Here is a 17892-nt window from a genome sequence, read left to right on the forward strand (position 1 = left end):
AGTGTGGTCTTGTCTGGAGAATGCTGGTGATGTTGAATGGTTTCCATCAACAATTATTTTTTTGCAGTGAAAAGTTATTGCATGAGAATTAGCTAATTTACAGTGGCTGGAGTGCCGCTATCATTTTAAATACCGTCAGGAGAATGTAATGGATGTGGCATTGGTTTCCAGTATGATTAGTGGTTTGGTTGCTATCGTAGCGGTTGTCATTCCCGCCTTTAATCAGAATCGAATAAACAAAATAAATCAGATGCAAGAGTCAAGTAAAAAACATAAGTTTTATCTTGAGCCATTAATAAAATCTTCAGCAGATCTACAAAGTAGAATATATAATATAACCGAAGGTGGATTTCTTGATGGTTATTATCATGGTGGTAACCAGAGACAACGGGACTATGTCATACTGCACACAACGTATTTATTTTCACAGTTTTTTGCTTGGTCAGAGGCAACCCGTCAGGATGTTCAGTTTCTCAATCTTGAAAATGATGAAAGAACACGAAGGTTGTCAGAATTACAAGATGTAATATATTCACTTATTCAGACCGACCGCTTGGGTAAGTATTTTGTTATTTTTTCTGGAGAGCAGCGTGCAATTGGTGAACGTATGCTTGTTAAATCAGTCAATGGTTATGGTTGTATTGGTTATGGTGAGTTTATAAAAATGGACTTGGTTAATCATGAACCTTTTTTAAATCAGTTGAAACAAGAAGTGGTTCATATGGCTGATGATTTTATTCATTATCAATCCAAATTTATAAAATTACAGCATGCGCTTATAGATCTGATTGATTACCTTGATCCGAAATATATCAGAGTTACTGAGAATAAGCGTAGAAAAATACTACTATAAAGAATTTAGTGCTCACCTACCTTTAAATGAAAAATAGCGCCCGGTCCCGGGCGCAAAATCAGATCAGTAAGGGAATCTTTCCCCCATCAGCCCCAGAGTGGCGGCGATGGGGATGCCTTGCTCAGAAAAATGAACGCGTAATGTCAGCCTGACGGTTTGCTGCTGCGTGCTGCCGTTGGTTTTCTGCGCCAACACCGAGCGGTAATCGATACGGATCGTGCGTTGTGGCGGCATTCGGGCGATAAACGCCACTATCACCGCCATTTCAACGCCTTTCAGTAACTCCTTTCTGGCGTTTTCATCCCGGCCTTCCAGACAGTGCTTGTGGGCCGGAAGGGTAATGGCCAGATCCGTCGGCAAGCCGGCGTCCAGCGCTTCGTCATCAAGGTTAATCAGTTTGCCCCGGTTAAGGGCTTCTTCACGTGAATTCAATGCGGTATTCATCATGCGTTTCTCCGGTAAAAGACCAGGGAAACGCCCCGACGGGGAATTTCCCCGGCAGGGTGAATGCTGTGCGTCAGAACTGCGGTACAGGCTCTGCTGGCGGTGCGGCTGGCGCTGGCTGGGATTCTGCTTCGCGCTCTGCCCGGTAAACCTCTTCACCGTCAATTTTGATAAGCCCGATGTGCAGCAGATGGGCTTTCAGGCTGACGCCGGTTTCGCCTTTACGGCCGCCTTTGCTGTAGACAAAGGTGTCGGCATACAGATCGCCGAGGCGGAACTGGATCAGCACCTTGCGTCTCTGCTCGCAGGCGTCAATACAGCGGTGCACCAGTTTCTGCGCTTCCTTACCGCTGACGCGGCAGTCGAACCAGGTGTGCTCCGCGTTGCTGGCTTCGCCCCGTAGTGCGGCAATGTCGCAGCACAGGAACGGTTCGCCTTTTTTCGGGGTCACTTCCCGGATCCGGTTGAGGTAGCCCAGACCGCTGGTGTACAGGTTGAAGTAGTGGGTATCGTTCATGGTGGTGTCTCCGTTTGGAAGGTGTGGAGCGCTCCATGCGCGGGAACACCCCGCTTCGGGTTTGGCTCATTGGCTGGAAGGTCTCAGAGTTACTGGCAGTACGGGCATTCCGCGCTGTGCGCCTCCGCGTTTCAGGAATGCATGGCGGATTTTGGGTTGACCCGTTTAGTTGAATCTTTGGTTGGGGGAAGCGAAAGGGGGAATTGTTTCTAAGGCGTGAAAGTTGGTAGTACAGAATGCAAAAAGGCCTTAATAACTAAGGCCCTGAAAGGTAGCTAAATATTATTTCCGGCGGTCATCGACTTCTTTGGCGACACCTTTAAAGGGAGTGCCGTCCTGCTTCTGGTCGATAAAGCGACCTGTCGTTGTATCGCGTTTGGTGTAGTTGCCATTCTGCGGATTCTGAACCTGTGTGCGGTCTGTAACAGAGCCCTTGCGATAACCGTCTCCGGTATTCTTGGCCATCTTAACACTCCGAAAAATGAGGAGTATTCCTCAGAGAGGATCATCAGACTGCCAATTTGAACGAGCAATCAGGGAAAAGTAAAAGTGTGATGTAGGAAACAGGTTATTTACTCATTCCGTAACGACTTAATCAGCTCAGTGACGTTCTGCTGCTGCTGCGTCAGAAACGCCTCCAGCCCCATTTTCCCCGTCGCGATGTCATCCAGCATCTGCTCCCACAGCGCAGTGGTGCCCGGATCTTTCAGCGCTTCCGGCAGGGCGTCAATCAGCGCGCTAGCGGTATCCGTTACCAGCAGAAAGCGACGTTGCTTAATCAGATAACCGCGCTTAAGGAGCGTCTGGATAATCCCGGCGCGGGTGGCTTCGGTGCCAATACCGGCGTTCTCTTTCAGCCGCTGCTTCAGGCGCTCATCGCTGACAAAACGGGCGGCGTTTTTCATGGCGGCAACCAGCGTCCCTTCGGTGTAGTGCTCTGGTGGTTGAGTCTGGCGGGCGCGAACGTCCACCTGTTCCACCTGGCAGGTTTGTCCCTGTTGCAGGGCGGGAAGTGCCTGCGTTTCTTCCGGTGATTGCGTTGCCATCTCGCGCAAAAACAGTTGTCGCCAGCCGCTGACAATCACCACTGAGCCACGGGCAGTCAGCGTTTCCCCGGCGCAGTTCAGGCGCAGGTCCGTTTTATCCACTTCGTGGTCTGGCAGAAACTGCGCCAGAAAATGGCTGCGCACCAGACCGTAGACCTTGCGCTCGCTGTCGTTCAGCTGCGTCAGATCTACCGTTTTACGGGTCGGGATGATGCCGTGGTGGGCGGTGATTTTGCTGTCGTCCCACAGCCGGGAGCGCTGCTGTAAATTTAGCTGCGTGGCGAGGGGTTGGAGAGAGGCGTCGCTGGCAACCAGCGCGGCCAGCACCTGCGGCGCTTCAGCGTGCATGGAAAGCGGCAGCCAGCCACAATCGGTACGCGGATAGGTGGTGGCCTTATGGGTTTCATACAGGCGCTGAGCGATATCCAGCACCTCCTGCACGCCCATGCCCCACTGTTTCGAGCAGACCTGCTGCAGGGCGCTGAGGGTGAAGGCCAGCGGTGGCGGCGTTTTCTCCCGCCGGGTTGTCACGACCATTACCAGCGCGGTTCCGGCCTGTTGCAGGTGCGCGGTGGCCTCGCGGGCGGCGGACTCGCGGATACAGCGCCCTTCGTCGTCGCAGTACGCACTATCCGGCTGCCACTGCGCCAGAAACGAAGCTCCCTCTGCATGCAGTCGGGCGTCCACCCGCCACCAGGGGCGGGGCGTGAAACGGGTGATCTCCCGGTCGCGTTCCACCACCAGACGCAGGGTCGGTGTCTGCACCCGACCCACGGAGAGCACGCCTTTGTGCCGCCGGTTCATCAGCGTGCAGGCGCGGGTCATGTTGATGCCGACCAGCCAGTCGGCGCGGGCGCGCGCCAGTCCAGCCTGGTACAGCGGAAACGTACTGTCACCGGGTCGCATCGCAGCAAGCGCCTTGTGGATACTGGCGTCATCCAGCGCCGACAGCCACAGCCGCTGGACCGGACCGCGCCAGCGGCATTGTTCCAGAATTTCGCGGGCGATGGTTTCGCCTTCGCGGTCGGCGTCGGTGGCAATCACCACTACATCCGCCTGTTTCAGTAGCTTTTCGATGATACGGAACTGCTTACGCACCTCCGGGCGGATCACCAGCCGCCATGCCGGGGGAATAAACGGCAGATGCTCTGCCCGCCAGTGTTTCAGCGCCGGATCGTAATCCTCCGGCGCGGCCATGCTCAGCAGATGGCCGAAGCACCAGGTGATGGTCACGGTGGCGTTATGCAGGTAGCCGTCGCTGTGGTTACGGGCGTCAAGAACGCGGGCGATATCACGCGCCTGAGAGGGTTTTTCGCACAGATAAAGTTGCATGGGCTGTCTCCGGTGAAAGGGAGTTCAGCATGGTGTGCCGGAGGGATGAGGCGACAGGGGAAACTGGAGGGCGAAGGTAAAAATTGCACCTTAAAACGTGCATTAAGCGGATAGTGCCTGTTTTTAGGTGCATGAGGTGAGTTTAAAATAATCGCTAACGTGACACTCAGGGTTTAACTTTGCGCAAAATTTTAAACCCGCATGGTTAAGGGCTGTATCCGCCGCAGCATAAACATCACCACTGAAAGCTGTGTATTCAGTACCTGCCGCCGCCATTCGAGCGCCATCAGCGCGTCGCGCAGTTCATCGCTCGTGTCCGGCTGTTGAATGGCCTCCTGCAACGCCACGCCTCCCGAACGGTTGTTGTCCAGATTACGCCAGCGCAGATAGCTGACGCCGGAGCGCGCCGGGTTGCTGCACAGGATCAATGGTACGTTGCGTCCCGGCAGTTCATACACCGCCTGTTTCAGCATCGGCTGGCGTTGTTGCAGTTGCGCGCGCAGCGCCTGTAATTCCCGCACCAGCGCTCGCAGCTCTCCCTTACCCTTAAAGGCCTTTAAAAGGCCCTTTAGCGAGCTTTTGCGGGCGGCGCTTTCTTCGTCGTCTTCACCGATCATCACGCAGGATCTCCGCAAGCATCTTTTTGGGTAAATTCCCGAGCTTATGCGCCATCGACTGCGCCAGCGGACTGTTCGCCCTCACGTCGGCGCGGGTCACGCCAGTGGTGCGAAAGCGGTTCACGAAGCTGAACACCTGGAGCATCAGGCGTGGGATGGTGGCAATGAAATCGCGCTTCTCCGCCTGGGTGATGAGGCCGAGGTGCCAGGCAAGCAGGGTTCGGCGGACCAGTAGATCGTAATCAATTAACTGTTGCAGCAGGCGTAAACCGGGCGGTGAGAACTGCGCCAGTGGCAGGATGAATTCGGTCGGGGACGGGTTACTGACCTGCGTGGTGTGGATAGCGCCCGGCAGGCTGGCGAAGGCATGGTCCAGCCGCCGGTTTTTTTGCTTCAGCAGATGCGCGATCAGGTTCAGGCGGATGCGCAGTTGCTTCAGCCAGTGGGCGGCCCACGGATCGTCGGCCTCTTCGGCGCGCAGCAGACGCCTGAGTAGCGCCAGACAGAGCAGCATGCCGGTAGGATGCGCCACCCAAAGCCGGGCGGCGACGCGGGTGTGCAGGGTGATGCGGATATCGCTGAACAGGGTTGTGCCAGGCATCGGAAATTCTCCATGGATTCAGATGCCCGCAGTGTCGGTCCGCGCAATCAGTCAGGCGACGGGAAACCCATCTGGTTCGCAGAAAGTTAATTTCGCCGATGAATGAGGTTTGATTGATAGCTGGTACACAGGCTTTATGCGGTGCGCATAAAATCCGGGCTATCTGCGCCTGCGCCGAAGCTGATTGAACTCGCCCCGCCTGGCTTTCTCCAGCGTTGCCAGCAGATAGGCGAGGGGGCGGTGGATATCGTGGGCGGCGATCCGCCACAGACAGTCGTCCAGCACCTGTTGGCAGAGAGCGGGATCCAGATTGCGCATCGCGCGTTCGACGGTGCGGCGCTCGCTGGCGCTGAAGGGATTATCCACAGGCCAGTGCAGCAGTTGCGTACGCTTTTGATGTTTATTGTTTAAATCTGTACCAGTATGTACGCAATGCGGTTCCGGCTGCCCGTCAGCCCCCGCCACATCACTGAGTCTTAATTGAAGACTCGGGCATTTTTTACTGAGTCTTCGATTAAGACCAGGGGCGGTCTTCAATGGAGACTCAGTGCAGGTTCGTCCACTGTCCACAGGTTGTTGCAGGGTGAGCAGTAACCCGATGGCAATGGTGCGGATACGCCGGTTGCGGTGGCGGGAACAGGCCGTAAGCAGCGCCAGATATTCGCTGTCCATCCGGCAGGCATCAGCATGAGTCAGTGGCGCATCATGCAAGGCGTAGAGGTTGCCGGTGATCCTGCCGCTTTGCTCGTCGCGCAGTCGCTGGCACAGGCTCAGCCAGCGGGTGATCCGCAACATCATCAGCGCGTTGCTGACGGTACTGCGCGAGGCCTTCTCGCCCTCAGGCTGGTCAGAGAGCCAGCCCTGCAGGTCGTTGTAGGAGGGAAAGACGCCGCTGCCGTCGTCGCGGGCGTGCAGGCGCAGCAGTTGCCACGTGAACTTGTCGCGCGGGGAGAGGTTGCGCGCCAGCAGCAGGCGCTTTGGCACGCTCTGCTGCGGATTGCCGAGAAACAGCAGCCGATCGTCACTCTTCATGCAGCAGCTTCTCCTGAGTCCACTGGCGCAGCAGGTTCCAGATAACCGTCAGCGACAGATCGTGTTCGCGGGCCATTGCCATCATGGCGGTCAGCGCTTCGGGTGAGTCGAGCTTGTTCACGCCCGTCTTCTGCCACTCATTCCATACCAGCGTTTCCACCTGCTCATCCGGAGCATTGTTGCGCCCTTGCCGGACAAACAGGCCAATCAGCCGCCGCCTGGCGCAGACTTCCGGCGTGGAAAGACCAAAGTAGTGGTTGATGAACTCGATGGACGCGCCCAGCGACAGGGCTTCCTCCAGACGCTGCTGGAACAGCCGCTCCTGCTCCATCCTCGCCAGCATCCGGCCCAGCATCTCGTGGTCAATGTGGGTGGTGATGAACTGCACCGCGCTGTTGCTGAGAAACAGGATGTCGTCGGCGGTAAGACGCGTCAGTTCGCACAGCTCCTGCGGGCTGAAGCCGAGCGATTCGCAGTAGCGGATCTGCCCCTCCTTCAGCGCCTGGACGATGTGGGTGAGCACCGCCTGGTTAACTGAAGGCGTCATGGTGAACCTCCCGCAGCCGCCGCTGGCGGCACAGGCTGATAAGCTGCATCAGTTGCTGGATCTGAGCGTTGTCGTAGTCCGGCGACAGCAACAATTCAAGGGCGGGCATCGGCGTACTGGTGTCGCCATTCAGGGCTGCCAGCACCTGATAGCAGCGCTGTGCCGCCGGATGGGGAAATTCGTCGCAGGGCGCGAGGGTGAAACCGGCCGGAGTGCTGTCGTCCGGCTGGATACAGGCATCCAGCCCCCAACTGGCACACAGCGACCGTGCCGTCTGCACCAGCGGCGAGGGCTTTGGCTCGACGGGCGCAGCGGGTTCAGTCGGTGGCTCAGGCTCTGGTAGTGGTGTTTTTTCCATTTCCGGCGGTGGCGGCCAGAGGACCTTTTCGGCCGGAGGCCCCAGCAGCGCCTGCCGCTTACACTGGCCGTCAGTCAGTTCCGCCAGCAGCGTATTCCAGCTCATGCCGCTGCGACAGCTCATTTCGCCGAGCAGTTCGTCCTGCACCAGTTGCGGTACCACGGCTTCCGGCTCGCCGTTGGAGGTGGCGAGGGCGGTGCTGAACAGGTCGGCAAATTCGGGCTGGTGTTCCAGCGGCATCAGCTTTGCCCACACCTGTTCCGCCGCGCTGCGTAGTGCCAGCAGGCGATCGATAATCTTTCGGGTCAGGCCGCCGTATAGCGCATTGGGGATGCAGGGCAGCAGCCAGTCTACGGTCTGTAACATCCGGCTGATTTGCGACTGGCTGACGGGATAGCCGTCGCGGGTCAGTTGTTCCGCCAGCGCCAGCTGCGTCGGGCATTCAATGCCTGCCTCGTGGTAAAGATCGCGCAGGTGCAGGATCCCTTCCGCCCGTTCGATAAACATCAATCCGTTATGCAGATCGCTTTCGGCAAGATGACCTATCAGGCACTGGACTTCGCCTTGCTGCGATGACAGCGTTTCCGGCCACGGTCTGAACGGCCAGCAGACGCGGTGGTAACGCTCATCCTGCGTCTCCTGCCACAGTTCATTGAGAATGGCGAGGCGCGTATTCCCCCCGCTGGCGAGCATATATTTTTCATCACCGGGGCGACGGGTCAACACCGGCGGGTTATCCAGCCCGCGGGCAAGAATTGACGCTTTCAGTACGTCATAGCCGGGGTTGCGGGTGACGCGGGGATTGAGGGAGAACGGCTGGATTTGCTCCAGACTGACCTGGACCATCTCCTGTTCTCCGGTAGTGCTGGCACCGTGAAGCCAGCGGTTGAGCAGGTGTGAAGCGCACATAATCTTCCTCCGGCATTCAGACATCGCGGGTGAGGCGGATGCGCTGGTGGATCCACGCGTCCACCTCGCTTTCCAGCCAGGCGACGTGGCGGCTGTTGAGTCGGATGGACGACGGAAACTGTTGCAGCTGGATTTGCCGATAAATCCACGATTTACCGAAGCCGATTTTGTCTTCCACCTGGCGTAAGCGTAAAAATCTGTTGCTATTCATAACCATTCCTCCTGTGTCCAGAGTCGTTCACATCAGCACGATGGGCGTGGTTATCAAAGCAGCAGCGTCCCTGCCAGGCAGTAAAAATCCTTATCTGGGTTAGTGAGAGTTGTTAGTTGAAAGGGGTAGTTGATCGCGTTACGGCGGTGCGCCGCGCTGGAGGGCGGTTTTCAACGTCTCGGGGCTCAGCGGCAGGTGCATACCTTCCTCACGCGCCCAGCATTCGAAAATGTTCAGCAGTTTGTAGGGATGCTCCAGCATTTCATCGTCCAGTTGCGGGTTGTGCTTGCAGGCCAGCCACAGCAAACGCGAAAGCGCGGAGGTGATCCGCTCCTTTGATTCCGGCTGATGACGGGTCAGGAAGACCTCGAGATGAGTGCGACGGATGACGAACAGTGCGTCAGGAGGCAGCGTGTCCTGCAGGTAGCAGACGGACAGATTGAGCCGGGATTTCAGGTCGTTGCGGCCATTGCCATACAACTGGCCAATCAGCAGATGCAGCTCCTCCTGGAGGTTGTTTTGCGTGGCGAGCAGTTCCAGTAAAAGCTCCCGCAAAGATTTGCGGCAACAGAGTTGGTAGTAGCTGTCGTTCTCATCGCAGACCACAATGCCAATCTGGTTGCAGCAGTGGGTATCTTTGGGGCAAGGGCGATTCAACGTTTTCGCCAGTTGCTGGTGGAGCAGCAGGCGCTCAAGGCCGATTAACGGCAAATTCCATAAATGACTGGTTGTTAGTTGTAGAGTTGGGTCGCGTCTGCACGGCGGCGAGTTCGCCATCACTTTGCGGTTGCCGGGTTTGTTGCACTGTGAAGGCGGGAAGGGTGTGTTGCTGGAACGGCAGGCAAAGCGGCAAGGGGGATTGAGTGGTCTCAGAAGGACGGGCGAAGGGAAGTAGACCGAGAGTGGCAGATCGCCGTGCAGGGCATGACGGATCAGGTCTGCAGGCAGCAACGTGATGTTGTGCTGCCGGATGACTTCTGCGGCCTCATCCAGCGTCAGCCACTCCTGGCGGATTTTGTGTGGGGGCATGGCGTGTTCCTTTTTGTGTTGTTGGTTGCGTGTAGTGCTTGTTGATGGTGAAAACCGGTGTGAGATGTTTTTGCTAAAACAACTAACCTGATCAGTTTAGTTAACGATCTTTTCAGACATTATTTGGTGATGAATTACGCTGGAAAAACAGTGCATATCACGAAGATACGGTATATCAGAGGGAGGAAAGGCTTAATTGGTTTTGTCATGATGGTGGATTTCAGGGCATGCGTTTCTAAAACGTGGACTGAACCCACGCCCGTAGACATATTCTGTCTGCATGACGAGGTCTGTCGAAAGGGCACCAGGATAAGGTCGTACCGCAGCGTAACAGGCTGGTTGGAAATTCACTGACGAGATGATGGGAGCTAGACAGAATTTTTGACAGGTTTTGTTTAACTACTTAGCAATACTGCTAAAATAAATATCTACCTAGCTCTGCAAACAGAAACTATTACTAGAAGATGAACTCTCAATCATTTAAGCAACTAATCAAACAGATTCAAATAGGAAAACAACTCCCTGATGCGGTTTATTTGCATAGAGACGCCATGCATGAGCTTCCATCTGAATTGCAAAAATTTATACCAGCTGTGGCCCGGGCGGTGAACTTACCGGATGAACAATGGAACCTAATCAAGTTGTTTAAGAACGAATTTCGCTTATCATTACTCAACTACCCCAACTTTTATAGCGACTCGTACCCAGTCTTGGAACAAAGTCTCAACGTAGATTTGAGCAAACTCAGTCATAAAGTAACTTGCTACCGTTCTTCTGATAACCCACCTATTTTACACCGAAAGGAAACCATGATTTTGCCGGGGAGTGACTACTATGAACACTTCACTACATTGACAGAAGAAGGGGAGAAGGCCGGGTTGTACGAAAACACCCGTACTATAGGATTCAAACGTTCTTGGCTAAATTTGATTCACAAAAAAGGTTACCAGCTAGTTGAAGGGCGGTTACTCAGAGCAGATAGCGTACCTCCGAGTATTGGCGCTTCGGAACCTGGCATCGATCGCTACAAGACTGCTATTGTCCGCTATGAGTTATCCGGGCCGATGAAAACGTTAGCTAAGCAAGGCTATCTAGATGGCCGTTTTTCTATTTTTGACTATGGGTGCGGTCGAGGAGATGACCTAAGGGAGCTTGAGGCAAATGGTCTTGATGCTTTAGGTTGGGACCCTGTATTTTCTCCTGATAACGACAAAGTAAAGTCTGATATTGTGAACTTAGGTTTTGTTCTAAATGTTATCGAAGATCAAGATGAACGCCTCGAAGCTCTCTTGAGTGCTTGGGATCTAGCGGACAAAATACTTGTCGTATCAGTAATGTTAGCTAACGAGGCGTATATCGAGCAGTTTCAGCCTTATAAAGATGGCGTAATTACTTCTCGAAATACCTTCCAAAAGTATTATGCGCAATCGGAGTTCAAAGAGTACTTAGAACGTTCCTTGCAAGATGATGCTATTGCAGTCGCGCCTGGTATTTTTTACTTGTTCAAAGATAAGTTAGAAGAACAACGTTATCTTCAGAGTAAGTATCAAAGACGTTATAATTGGCAACAACTCACTTCTCCTCAACCCATTGAGAGTAAAGATCGAGCAAAACTTGTTATTACCCAAAATAGGGAGATCTTTGATAATTTTTGGAATGTTTGTCTAGAGCTTGGTCGTATACCGGCAAACGATGAGTTCAAGAGTTCTGAAGAGGTGAGAAACTTGATTGGATCTCACAAAAAAGTCTTTGGCCTGCTTCAGGAAATGTTTGGTGCTCATGAATTTGCTAATGCACAAAAATCCCATAAGGAAGATCTACTAGTATATTTTGCTATGGGGTTATTTGAGAAAAGGAAACCATATACTCATCACCCTGAAAATCTAAAACGTGACATCAAAGCTTTATTTGGTGATTACCGAACGGCGAATAATCTTGCGAAAGAATTACTTTTTGCGATTGCAGATACGCATTTAATTGAAGAAGAATGCATAAAAGCACACAAGCAATTGCCTGCAAGCATTCTTAATAATGGACACTCTTTGATTCTCCATAAAGACTATATTGAGGCACTGCCACTCTTATTGCGTGTTTATGTCGGTGCTGCATTGCAACTTTACGGAGAACTAGACGACACCGTTGAATTAGTTAAAATACATATTAACTCTGGTAAACTCACGTTGACACGCTACGATGATTTCAGCAAATCTGTTCCTTATTTGATAGAGAGAACCAAAATAAAAATGGTTAATCAAAATATAGATTTCTTTGACTATCTAGATGAAAGTCGCCGCCCACCACTGCTCAATAAGCATTTGCTACTAAGTAATAAACACGAACAATATGAAAAACAAAAGAACTTTGATGAACGATTGTCAAAGCTCTTGGGAACAACAGCCACGGGCGAGGTTATCTTGAACAGGCAGATATTTGAGGAACGGTTAGCGCTTACCGGAAAGCACGTGGCTGGCTTTAGGCTAATTTGTCACTAATCTTATACGGCGGAAGACTAATGCGGTAAGTGCGACGCGCTACTTGTTCCGACATCCCCATTGCGGTTAAAACATGGGAAGCTACATTTGAAAGAGCATTGCACGCTGAACCTTGAGATATGAACCATGGACAATCATTCGTAAAACGTTTTACCTCCTCGTCGGAGGGAAAGGTTACACTCCAGATTGTCGGTACCACTGCCTCGCTACCGTTTCTTATGAAATCATATTGCACCATAAGATCTAGAAACTGCTTTTCGATTGGGCTTGCTTGAGTAGGGTAGCACTCTACTGCAGCTGCAAGCCCTACTATCAAGGGAGTAGGCGATGTGCCGCCACGTAACCCAGCCTCTTGTCCCCCGCCATGAATAAGGGGAACTAATTCTGCATTTCTAGCATTACGCACATAAAGTGCACCAATCCCTTTAGGTCCATAAATTTTATGGCCAGACAGTGAAAGCATATCGATATCCATATCATCGACATTAATATCGCATTTGCAGAAGCTCTGTGCTGCATCAGTGTGAAAAGGAATGTTGTGCTCAAAAGCTATTGCACCAAAGTCTTTAATGGGCTGAATTGTCCCTAGTTCATTATTTACATGATGGATTGAAATGAGGATAGTATTTTCTCTTATCTCCGCAGCGAGTGAGGATGGCGATATGCAGCCTCTCCTGTCAGGGGGGAGATAAGTCACTTCGAAGCCAATCGACTCCAGAAATGCACAAGTATTGAGAATACATTTGTGCTCTATAGCTGAGGTAATAATGTGGCCTTTGGTATTAAGATGTTTGAAAGCTACTCCTTTTAAAGCCAAGTTGTTAGCTTCACTAGCGCCACTGGTAAAAATAATCTCACTAGGAAGTGAACCTATTTTATCTGCAATTAGCTCTCTTGCTTGTTGGATTGCTTGAGAGCTCAGCCTTCCTGCTTGATGCGCAGAAGAAGCATTCGCAAAATTTTCGGTCCCCCAAGGACTCATCGCCTCTAGAACTCGCGGAGAAACTGGTGTAGATGCAGCATAGTCGTAGTAATTATTCATTTTCAACTAAGTACTCTAATGTTTGATTAAATATAATATTAGTCACTAGTGGCTCACCAATATTATTCATTATCCAACTATCAATGATTTTGAGACCACTATTGCAATATCCCTCAAAAATATCAATTGCTTGTCTTAAATTTTCATCTTTGAGAATGTCTAGAGATGACGCTTTTGTTAACGCAAGAAGATAGATATAAGCATCATGTCCTGTTGTTGCATAAGTATCCAACAGGATCGGCGTGGTTTTAATCTTAGGTTCAAGTGGTTGATATTCATCTAGTTGATATCCCACTAACGCAGCAAAAACCATTAGTTCTTTGACTGTACTAAACATCCGGGAGTCATTGTTAGCTCCTTTTGTCGAGCAAAATCGTTCTTCTAAAGATTCGAAACGAGAATCCCGGTGAACCTGTAACTTACGCCAGTCTAAAATTTCAGCCATAGGTAGGAATCTCCTCGATAGTTACTTTGTCAAAATCACTACCAAAACGAACAACTTCGTAATTAACGCCATTCACCGTAAGTTGCGTCGGATACTGGCCTTTAAATTCTTCCTTGGTAAGCACTGTATGTTGAACAAGATTATACTCCTTACCTATTTTATGCCGTATTCCTTTGTCGGTATGTGTTTCAGTCCACTGAGCTTGAGAAAACAAAAAGATTGACTGCTCAACTTTCTCCGCGATGTAACGAACAAGCTCTCGACCGTTATCTGGACCGATAAAGGCAAGAATAGAGTCTGCAATAAATGGGGCAATAGTACCAGGGGTAAGAAGATGCTGCTTGTTATATGCGCGAACCTTCGAGAACTCAATTAATGCGACGATAAAAGATATAGCAAGCATAGCTTGATATCCGTTACCAGCGGCTGCACGTTTGCCTTTATTATCAACAATTGCCCATGTAAAGCTCCCTGATTTTCCGTTGGTGTCCTTTTGAACCGTGTAGCCATTAAAAGCAACTTGACTAAACAATGATTGCATCTTTTTCAATAATAATTGCTCAACTCCATTTTGCGAGGAATTCATAGCTTCCTCATATAACTCGATTATCTTGTCTGTCGCTAGAATCAGGTTGCGGACTTTCTGGGCCTTGGGCTGAGTCGATGACAAACTGCTCACTCGGCGATCAATTTCTTTAATATCGATATCTTTTTTACGGATATTCTGCTCTAACTGAGGAATCTGTCCTTTAAGTTGGTCACACTGAGATTTAGCCAAATCTTTGGCACGTTCGATAATCTTAATATCATCAATGTCAGACTCGACAATCGTAAAACTTAACTCTTTTATACTGTGTTCAAGTTCCTGCATACCAACTTCGTAGTCATCAATATCAGCTAATAATTTTTCCATACTAGCTTTTGGTAGTTGCTGGCTGCTAATTCTTTGTTGTAGCTTGGTCGCTCTCACCCAACGGTGCTTAAGATCAGGGTCAACGGCATGTTTACCGAGTTCATCTAAAAGCCGTGCCGCTGAGCTGTCTTTTTCAATATGAGTGCCGCAAATACATTCGTTATTGTGTACAATCTCACGTAACAATTGCCTGTCTACAGTATAACGTAATGACTTATTGAGCTCTTCAGTATTAATTGCTGAAACATCGAACGAAGCAAGCTTTTGGCTAAATGTCGTCAATGCCCAGTCAGGTGTTTTTGAGATTTTTTCAGACAGGAACTGCTTATGCTGCCGTGCGTAGTCACTAAGTAACTCTGTTTTCTGTTTGCGAAGCTTAAGTTGTTCATCAATTGTTGTCTTATCAAAACGAGCAAGTTTACCTACTTGAGTTTCATATTCTTTTTCCGCAATCTCTAGCTCACGTTGCTTTTTTTCCAGTAGCATCTTGTCACGTTCTAAACTTGAAACTAAAGTATCTTTGTTTGTCAATAAAATATCAATTTCATTGTTTGTATCATATTGCTTGAGATCTTTTTGATAATTTATCTTAACGGCAGACAAGTGTCTTAGTGTTGTTTTAGCAACCGTTAGGCCTAAAACTTTTTCGATAGCATCTTTGATGTGAGAGAAATCATTTTGACTACTTAAAGTACCGGTTCCTTCACCTTGATAGAAAAAGTACTGAGACATTTCTTTTGGTAAAAAAGTATTGATTAACGTATTCGGGTTTTCTTCAGCTTTTTCTGCATAGCAACCATCAATAATTTCATAAACATGTAAGTTACTGCTACCACTATTCTTATCTTGAATCCTTCGAACGTCAAGTAGGCGATTCTCATGTTCTAGTTGAACAGAAACACTGAAAGTATTCTTACCTTGAGATTCTGCATGCTTATTGAGAAGATTTTTAGGGTCGAGTAAGTTTTCAGTGGTTTCCTCATAAAGGCACCAACGAAGCGCATTAAGCAACGCTGTTTTGCCACCATTATTCTCACCATGAATTAGTGTAACTCCGTGATCAGGATCTACAGCGAAATCTATAGACTGCTTTCCATAAAATTGACGGAAATTATTTATCTCAAGTCTTATTAGTTTCATTTATGATATCTTCCACATTAGCCTCAATAATATCTTTGATCTTCTGAAGATGACGACTTTGCACTAAATCTCCATAGTAAAGCTCTTTCTCAAATTGCATAACCTGCAGTGCTGCTTTATGCACAGCAGATTTCTTTGAGTAATCCAGATGAGCGATCTGGGTATCTTTATCGACTTGCTTTAACAAAGCTTTAAAGGCATCAAGGTCCATTAATAGAGTCCTAATTCGATGGTTTTTTTATCAATCTCTTCGGGGTTTATAGCGGTTAACTTGAAGTCATCTATTCTTTTCAACTCCGCACGTCGTAAATTTTGACTAATATTATTCACTACTCCCGGTAATGGAAGAACAACAAAATCCACAATTAAGGCTTCATTTTTATCCAAAGATTTTCGAAGAACACGACCTCTTCTCTGGATATATTGTCTGGGATTACGGGTGCTTGCCAAAATAAAAGCACTTCGACATACCGGCACATCAATCCCTTCATCCAATACCTTCATAGCCACTAAAGAATCAATGCGTTGTTCTTTGAAACTTTCCATAATCATACGTCGCTCCGACGATGTCTCTTGGGAAGTAAATTTTGAAACTTTATAGCCATGTTCATGTAGGCAATTAGTGACCTTAGTTATATATGGTATACTTTCCCCCGGTGCAAAACCTTCTCCGACATAGATTAACGAGTGTGTTAACGACAAAGTCGGATGATCTTTTAAATAATAGAGTAATGCCGGTAATTTTCCTGAACTAGTGGCCAGTAGCCTTGATCTTGCACCACACAAATTGGTCAACATTGACTGCTCATCAGTTGATAATTTCGTTGATTGAGCTCTTAAAATTAGCTTCTGAATCTTTGCAGAATAGTCTTCATAGGCCTCTTGCTCTTGCATATCAAGATAAACTGGAACAAGATCATACCGATAAGGAGAAAGTATTCCATCTTTAATAGCATCACTCAGTGAGTATTCACTTATAATGCCTTTAAAGTATGAAAGCAAATTCTGTCTGATTTTATCAGGGAATGGTGCGCCCTCAACCTCATCATCATCGGTGCGAAAAGGCGTAGCGGATAATCCTATTCGATAACGAGCTGGGGGCAGCGTATCGAAATAACCTTGGCTACCAAGGTGGTGACATTCATCGCCGATTAACAACATATCCTCAAATGGTATTTTGGCTATCTTTGATTGAAATAACTCTGATGACAGGGTCTTGTTAACAGCAATGACACAGATAAAATCTAAAGTGCCGCTTCGAAAGCGTAATATTTTCTTATCTAATGCAGCAGCCCAATTATTAGAGCTATCGTAACATTGAATAGGGATGACATTAAAAGGGGCTAGCTCTTTTACCCATTGATTAGCCAATTCGATATAAGGGACACTAATAATAACAAAGGTTGCGTTACCATTCTTATGACGTTCTTCATACAATTCAACCATCGCAGAGATGGACGTGAATGTCTTACCTGAACCTGTAGCTAATTTAAATAGACCGTTATAATCTGCCTTTCGCCAGCTTTCTATCGCTTTGACTTGATGTGGAAACAACTCAAACGCTCTATCTTTCACTATCAATGGCTTACGAGGTATTTTCACTTCAATATTTAGTTTTGTTAACTCTTGTTCTGATTTAGGGAAGCTATACGAGAAGAAAGGTTTGGTCTTATTGGGATGAGGGGATGCCGGAAATAATTCTTTACTTAACACGTCCAGATCAACACCAGCTCGGATTTTTTGGTAAGCATCTGAATCAATTGCAACAACTTTCACTCGCTTCTTGTTATTATTCCAAAGAGCATTGAAATTGTCTACTTCGACTTGGCCATAATCAGCAAAAGATTCACGCCAGCTGAAAAATAGAGAAATTTCCTCAGAATTATACTTCGATAACCCAGCTATAGTTTCATTCGCGGAGCCGCTGAAAACAACGGTTTCATTTTGTTGATAAAAGATCCCAATTTTTTTGTGGAACATACCTTGGTGCGTGAAAGCGAACTTAATCTCAAGTAGCCCTTTAGCCACTAAATACGTTAGCAGCTTTAGGTTTCGTTCTGTGCTTTCAAGCAACAAATCTGCTAGTTGAAGTGATAGAGCTCTAACAGGATTTGATACCCCTTCCATCACCGCCTCAAACTCATCGTCAGATAGTGGATCTCCAATGATAAGGCGCATTTTGCCTTCTGAATGGATAAACTTATCCAGACCTTGCGCTGCAGAAACCAATACATCTGACGAAAAGTATCCCACGGCCCTATCATAGCGATCTGCGCGAGCAAGCAAGGGGATATGTACACATTCAAGTATACTTTCTTCATCTGAGTCATACTTAGCTTTGAGTTCAAGGTCTGAGAACCGCAT

At 48.9% G+C, this 17892-nt stretch carries 18 protein-coding genes; 2 read left to right on the forward strand and 16 right to left on the reverse strand.

What is annotated here, in order from left to right; genetic code table 11:
* Window positions 1-148 precede the first annotated feature (148 nt).
* Window positions 149-853, forward strand: a complete 705-nt coding sequence (locus OGV94_RS19810; RefSeq protein ID WP_286524153.1) for a lysogenic protein — start codon at window positions 149-151, stop codon at window positions 851-853.
* Window positions 854-916: 63 nt separating this feature from the next.
* Here OGV94_RS19810 and OGV94_RS19815 read toward each other — a convergent pair whose 3' ends face one another.
* The 11 genes from OGV94_RS19815 to OGV94_RS19865 form a co-directional block, all read right to left on the reverse strand.
* Window positions 917-1300 (reverse strand): hypothetical protein, encoded by a 384-nt coding sequence (locus OGV94_RS19815; RefSeq protein ID WP_286524156.1) that lies wholly within the window; start codon window positions 1298-1300, stop codon window positions 917-919.
* Window positions 1301-1370: 70 nt separating this feature from the next.
* Window positions 1371-1814 carry an STY4534 family ICE replication protein gene (locus OGV94_RS19820; protein ID WP_286524159.1) on the reverse strand — a complete coding sequence of 148 codons (444 nt, stop codon included), beginning with the start codon at window positions 1812-1814 and terminating at the stop codon, window positions 1371-1373.
* A gap of 282 nt (window positions 1815-2096) precedes the next feature.
* Complete coding sequence (locus tag OGV94_RS19825) at window positions 2097-2279, reverse strand: hypothetical protein (RefSeq protein WP_001561310.1); 183 nt, start codon at window positions 2277-2279, stop codon at window positions 2097-2099.
* A gap of 107 nt (window positions 2280-2386) precedes the next feature.
* Window positions 2387-4192 carry a DNA topoisomerase III gene (locus OGV94_RS19830; RefSeq protein WP_286524161.1) on the reverse strand — a complete coding sequence of 602 codons (1806 nt, stop codon included), beginning with the start codon at window positions 4190-4192 and terminating at the stop codon, window positions 2387-2389.
* 191 nt (window positions 4193-4383) lie between these two features.
* The gene (locus tag OGV94_RS19835) at window positions 4384-4809 is read right to left on the reverse strand and encodes a DUF3158 family protein (RefSeq protein ID WP_286524539.1); all 426 of its coding nucleotides are present in this window, start codon (window positions 4807-4809) and stop codon (window positions 4384-4386) included.
* On the reverse strand, window positions 4799-5410 hold the full coding sequence (locus tag OGV94_RS19840) for a PFL_4669 family integrating conjugative element protein (protein WP_286524165.1): 612 nt from the start codon (window positions 5408-5410) through the stop codon (window positions 4799-4801). The genes OGV94_RS19835 and OGV94_RS19840 overlap by 11 nt, the downstream gene beginning before the upstream one ends.
* A 159-nt stretch (window positions 5411-5569) precedes the next feature.
* Complete coding sequence (locus tag OGV94_RS19845; protein WP_286524168.1) at window positions 5570-6442, reverse strand: STY4528 family pathogenicity island replication protein; 873 nt, start codon at window positions 6440-6442, stop codon at window positions 5570-5572.
* On the reverse strand, window positions 6432-6989 hold the full coding sequence (locus OGV94_RS19850) for a DUF2857 domain-containing protein (protein WP_032670637.1): 558 nt from the start codon (window positions 6987-6989) through the stop codon (window positions 6432-6434). The genes OGV94_RS19845 and OGV94_RS19850 overlap by 11 nt, the downstream gene beginning before the upstream one ends.
* A complete protein-coding gene (locus tag OGV94_RS19855; RefSeq protein ID WP_286524171.1) occupies window positions 6973-8256 on the reverse strand; it encodes a ParB family protein in 1284 nt (427 codons plus the stop codon). The genes OGV94_RS19850 and OGV94_RS19855 overlap by 17 nt, the downstream gene beginning before the upstream one ends.
* A gap of 16 nt (window positions 8257-8272) precedes the next feature.
* Window positions 8273-8467, reverse strand: a complete 195-nt coding sequence (locus OGV94_RS19860; RefSeq protein ID WP_286524173.1) for a helix-turn-helix transcriptional regulator — start codon at window positions 8465-8467, stop codon at window positions 8273-8275.
* A gap of 138 nt (window positions 8468-8605) precedes the next feature.
* The gene (locus OGV94_RS19865) at window positions 8606-9496 is read right to left on the reverse strand and encodes a hypothetical protein (RefSeq protein WP_286524176.1); all 891 of its coding nucleotides are present in this window, start codon (window positions 9494-9496) and stop codon (window positions 8606-8608) included.
* Window positions 9497-9960: 464 nt separating this feature from the next.
* On the opposite strand from OGV94_RS19865, the gene OGV94_RS19870 reads away from it, so the two are divergent.
* Window positions 9961-11988 carry a DNA phosphorothioation-associated putative methyltransferase gene (locus OGV94_RS19870; protein WP_286524178.1) on the forward strand — a complete coding sequence of 676 codons (2028 nt, stop codon included), beginning with the start codon at window positions 9961-9963 and terminating at the stop codon, window positions 11986-11988.
* Here OGV94_RS19870 and OGV94_RS19875 read toward each other — a convergent pair.
* From OGV94_RS19875 to OGV94_RS19895, 5 genes are read right to left on the reverse strand one after another with little or no spacing between them, the layout of a single operon-like run.
* The gene (locus OGV94_RS19875; protein WP_267458795.1) at window positions 11969-13030 is read right to left on the reverse strand and encodes a cysteine desulfurase family protein; all 1062 of its coding nucleotides are present in this window, start codon (window positions 13028-13030) and stop codon (window positions 11969-11971) included. The two genes, OGV94_RS19870 and OGV94_RS19875, sit on opposite strands and share 20 nt — an antisense overlap.
* On the reverse strand, window positions 13023-13475 hold the full coding sequence (locus tag OGV94_RS19880; protein ID WP_121572220.1) for a DNA phosphorothioation-associated 4-like protein: 453 nt from the start codon (window positions 13473-13475) through the stop codon (window positions 13023-13025). The genes OGV94_RS19875 and OGV94_RS19880 overlap by 8 nt, the downstream gene beginning before the upstream one ends.
* On the reverse strand, window positions 13468-15528 hold the full coding sequence (locus OGV94_RS19885) for an AAA family ATPase (RefSeq protein WP_286524188.1): 2061 nt from the start codon (window positions 15526-15528) through the stop codon (window positions 13468-13470). The genes OGV94_RS19880 and OGV94_RS19885 overlap by 8 nt, the downstream gene beginning before the upstream one ends.
* Window positions 15509-15739 carry a CxC ATPase DNA modification system associated small protein gene (locus OGV94_RS19890; protein WP_040230269.1) on the reverse strand — a complete coding sequence of 77 codons (231 nt, stop codon included), beginning with the start codon at window positions 15737-15739 and terminating at the stop codon, window positions 15509-15511. The genes OGV94_RS19885 and OGV94_RS19890 overlap by 20 nt, the downstream gene beginning before the upstream one ends.
* Window positions 15739-17892, reverse strand: a complete 2154-nt coding sequence (locus tag OGV94_RS19895; protein ID WP_286524193.1) for a DEAD/DEAH box helicase family protein — start codon at window positions 17890-17892, stop codon at window positions 15739-15741. Before OGV94_RS19895 ends, OGV94_RS19890 begins: the two co-directional genes overlap by 1 nt.

Origin of the sequence: Citrobacter sp. Ce006 (assembly GCF_030336535.1) — a bacterium.
Classification (GTDB): Bacteria; Pseudomonadota; Gammaproteobacteria; order Enterobacterales; family Enterobacteriaceae; genus Citrobacter; species Citrobacter europaeus.

What these genes read in the sequence shown, in the direction of transcription:
- OGV94_RS19810 (WP_286524153.1), top strand. Translation starts at nt 149, where the DNA reads ATGGATGTGGCATTGGTTTCCAGTATGATTAGTGGTTTGGTTGCTATC.
- OGV94_RS19815 (WP_286524156.1), bottom strand. Translation starts at nt 1,300, where the DNA reads ATGATGAATACCGCATTGAATTCACGTGAAGAAGCCCTTAACCGGGGC.
- OGV94_RS19820 (WP_286524159.1), bottom strand. Translation starts at nt 1,814, where the DNA reads ATGAACGATACCCACTACTTCAACCTGTACACCAGCGGTCTGGGCTAC.
- OGV94_RS19825 (WP_001561310.1), bottom strand. Translation starts at nt 2,279, where the DNA reads ATGGCCAAGAATACCGGAGACGGTTATCGCAAGGGCTCTGTTACAGAC.
- OGV94_RS19830 (WP_286524161.1), bottom strand. Translation starts at nt 4,192, where the DNA reads ATGCAACTTTATCTGTGCGAAAAACCCTCTCAGGCGCGTGATATCGCC.
- OGV94_RS19835 (WP_286524539.1), bottom strand. Translation starts at nt 4,809, where the DNA reads ATGATCGGTGAAGACGACGAAGAAAGCGCCGCCCGCAAAAGCTCGCTA.
- OGV94_RS19840 (WP_286524165.1), bottom strand. Translation starts at nt 5,410, where the DNA reads ATGCCTGGCACAACCCTGTTCAGCGATATCCGCATCACCCTGCACACC.
- OGV94_RS19845 (WP_286524168.1), bottom strand. Translation starts at nt 6,442, where the DNA reads ATGAAGAGTGACGATCGGCTGCTGTTTCTCGGCAATCCGCAGCAGAGC.
- OGV94_RS19850 (WP_032670637.1), bottom strand. Translation starts at nt 6,989, where the DNA reads ATGACGCCTTCAGTTAACCAGGCGGTGCTCACCCACATCGTCCAGGCG.
- OGV94_RS19855 (WP_286524171.1), bottom strand. Translation starts at nt 8,256, where the DNA reads ATGTGCGCTTCACACCTGCTCAACCGCTGGCTTCACGGTGCCAGCACT.
- OGV94_RS19860 (WP_286524173.1), bottom strand. Translation starts at nt 8,467, where the DNA reads ATGAATAGCAACAGATTTTTACGCTTACGCCAGGTGGAAGACAAAATC.
- OGV94_RS19865 (WP_286524176.1), bottom strand. Translation starts at nt 9,496, where the DNA reads ATGCCCCCACACAAAATCCGCCAGGAGTGGCTGACGCTGGATGAGGCC.
- OGV94_RS19870 (WP_286524178.1), top strand. Translation starts at nt 9,961, where the DNA reads ATGAACTCTCAATCATTTAAGCAACTAATCAAACAGATTCAAATAGGA.
- OGV94_RS19875 (WP_267458795.1), bottom strand. Translation starts at nt 13,030, where the DNA reads ATGAATAATTACTACGACTATGCTGCATCTACACCAGTTTCTCCGCGA.
- OGV94_RS19880 (WP_121572220.1), bottom strand. Translation starts at nt 13,475, where the DNA reads ATGGCTGAAATTTTAGACTGGCGTAAGTTACAGGTTCACCGGGATTCT.
- OGV94_RS19885 (WP_286524188.1), bottom strand. Translation starts at nt 15,528, where the DNA reads ATGAAACTAATAAGACTTGAGATAAATAATTTCCGTCAATTTTATGGA.
- OGV94_RS19890 (WP_040230269.1), bottom strand. Translation starts at nt 15,739, where the DNA reads ATGGACCTTGATGCCTTTAAAGCTTTGTTAAAGCAAGTCGATAAAGAT.
- OGV94_RS19895 (WP_286524193.1), bottom strand. Translation starts at nt 17,892, where the DNA reads ATGCGGTTCTCAGACCTTGAACTCAAAGCTAAGTATGACTCAGATGAA.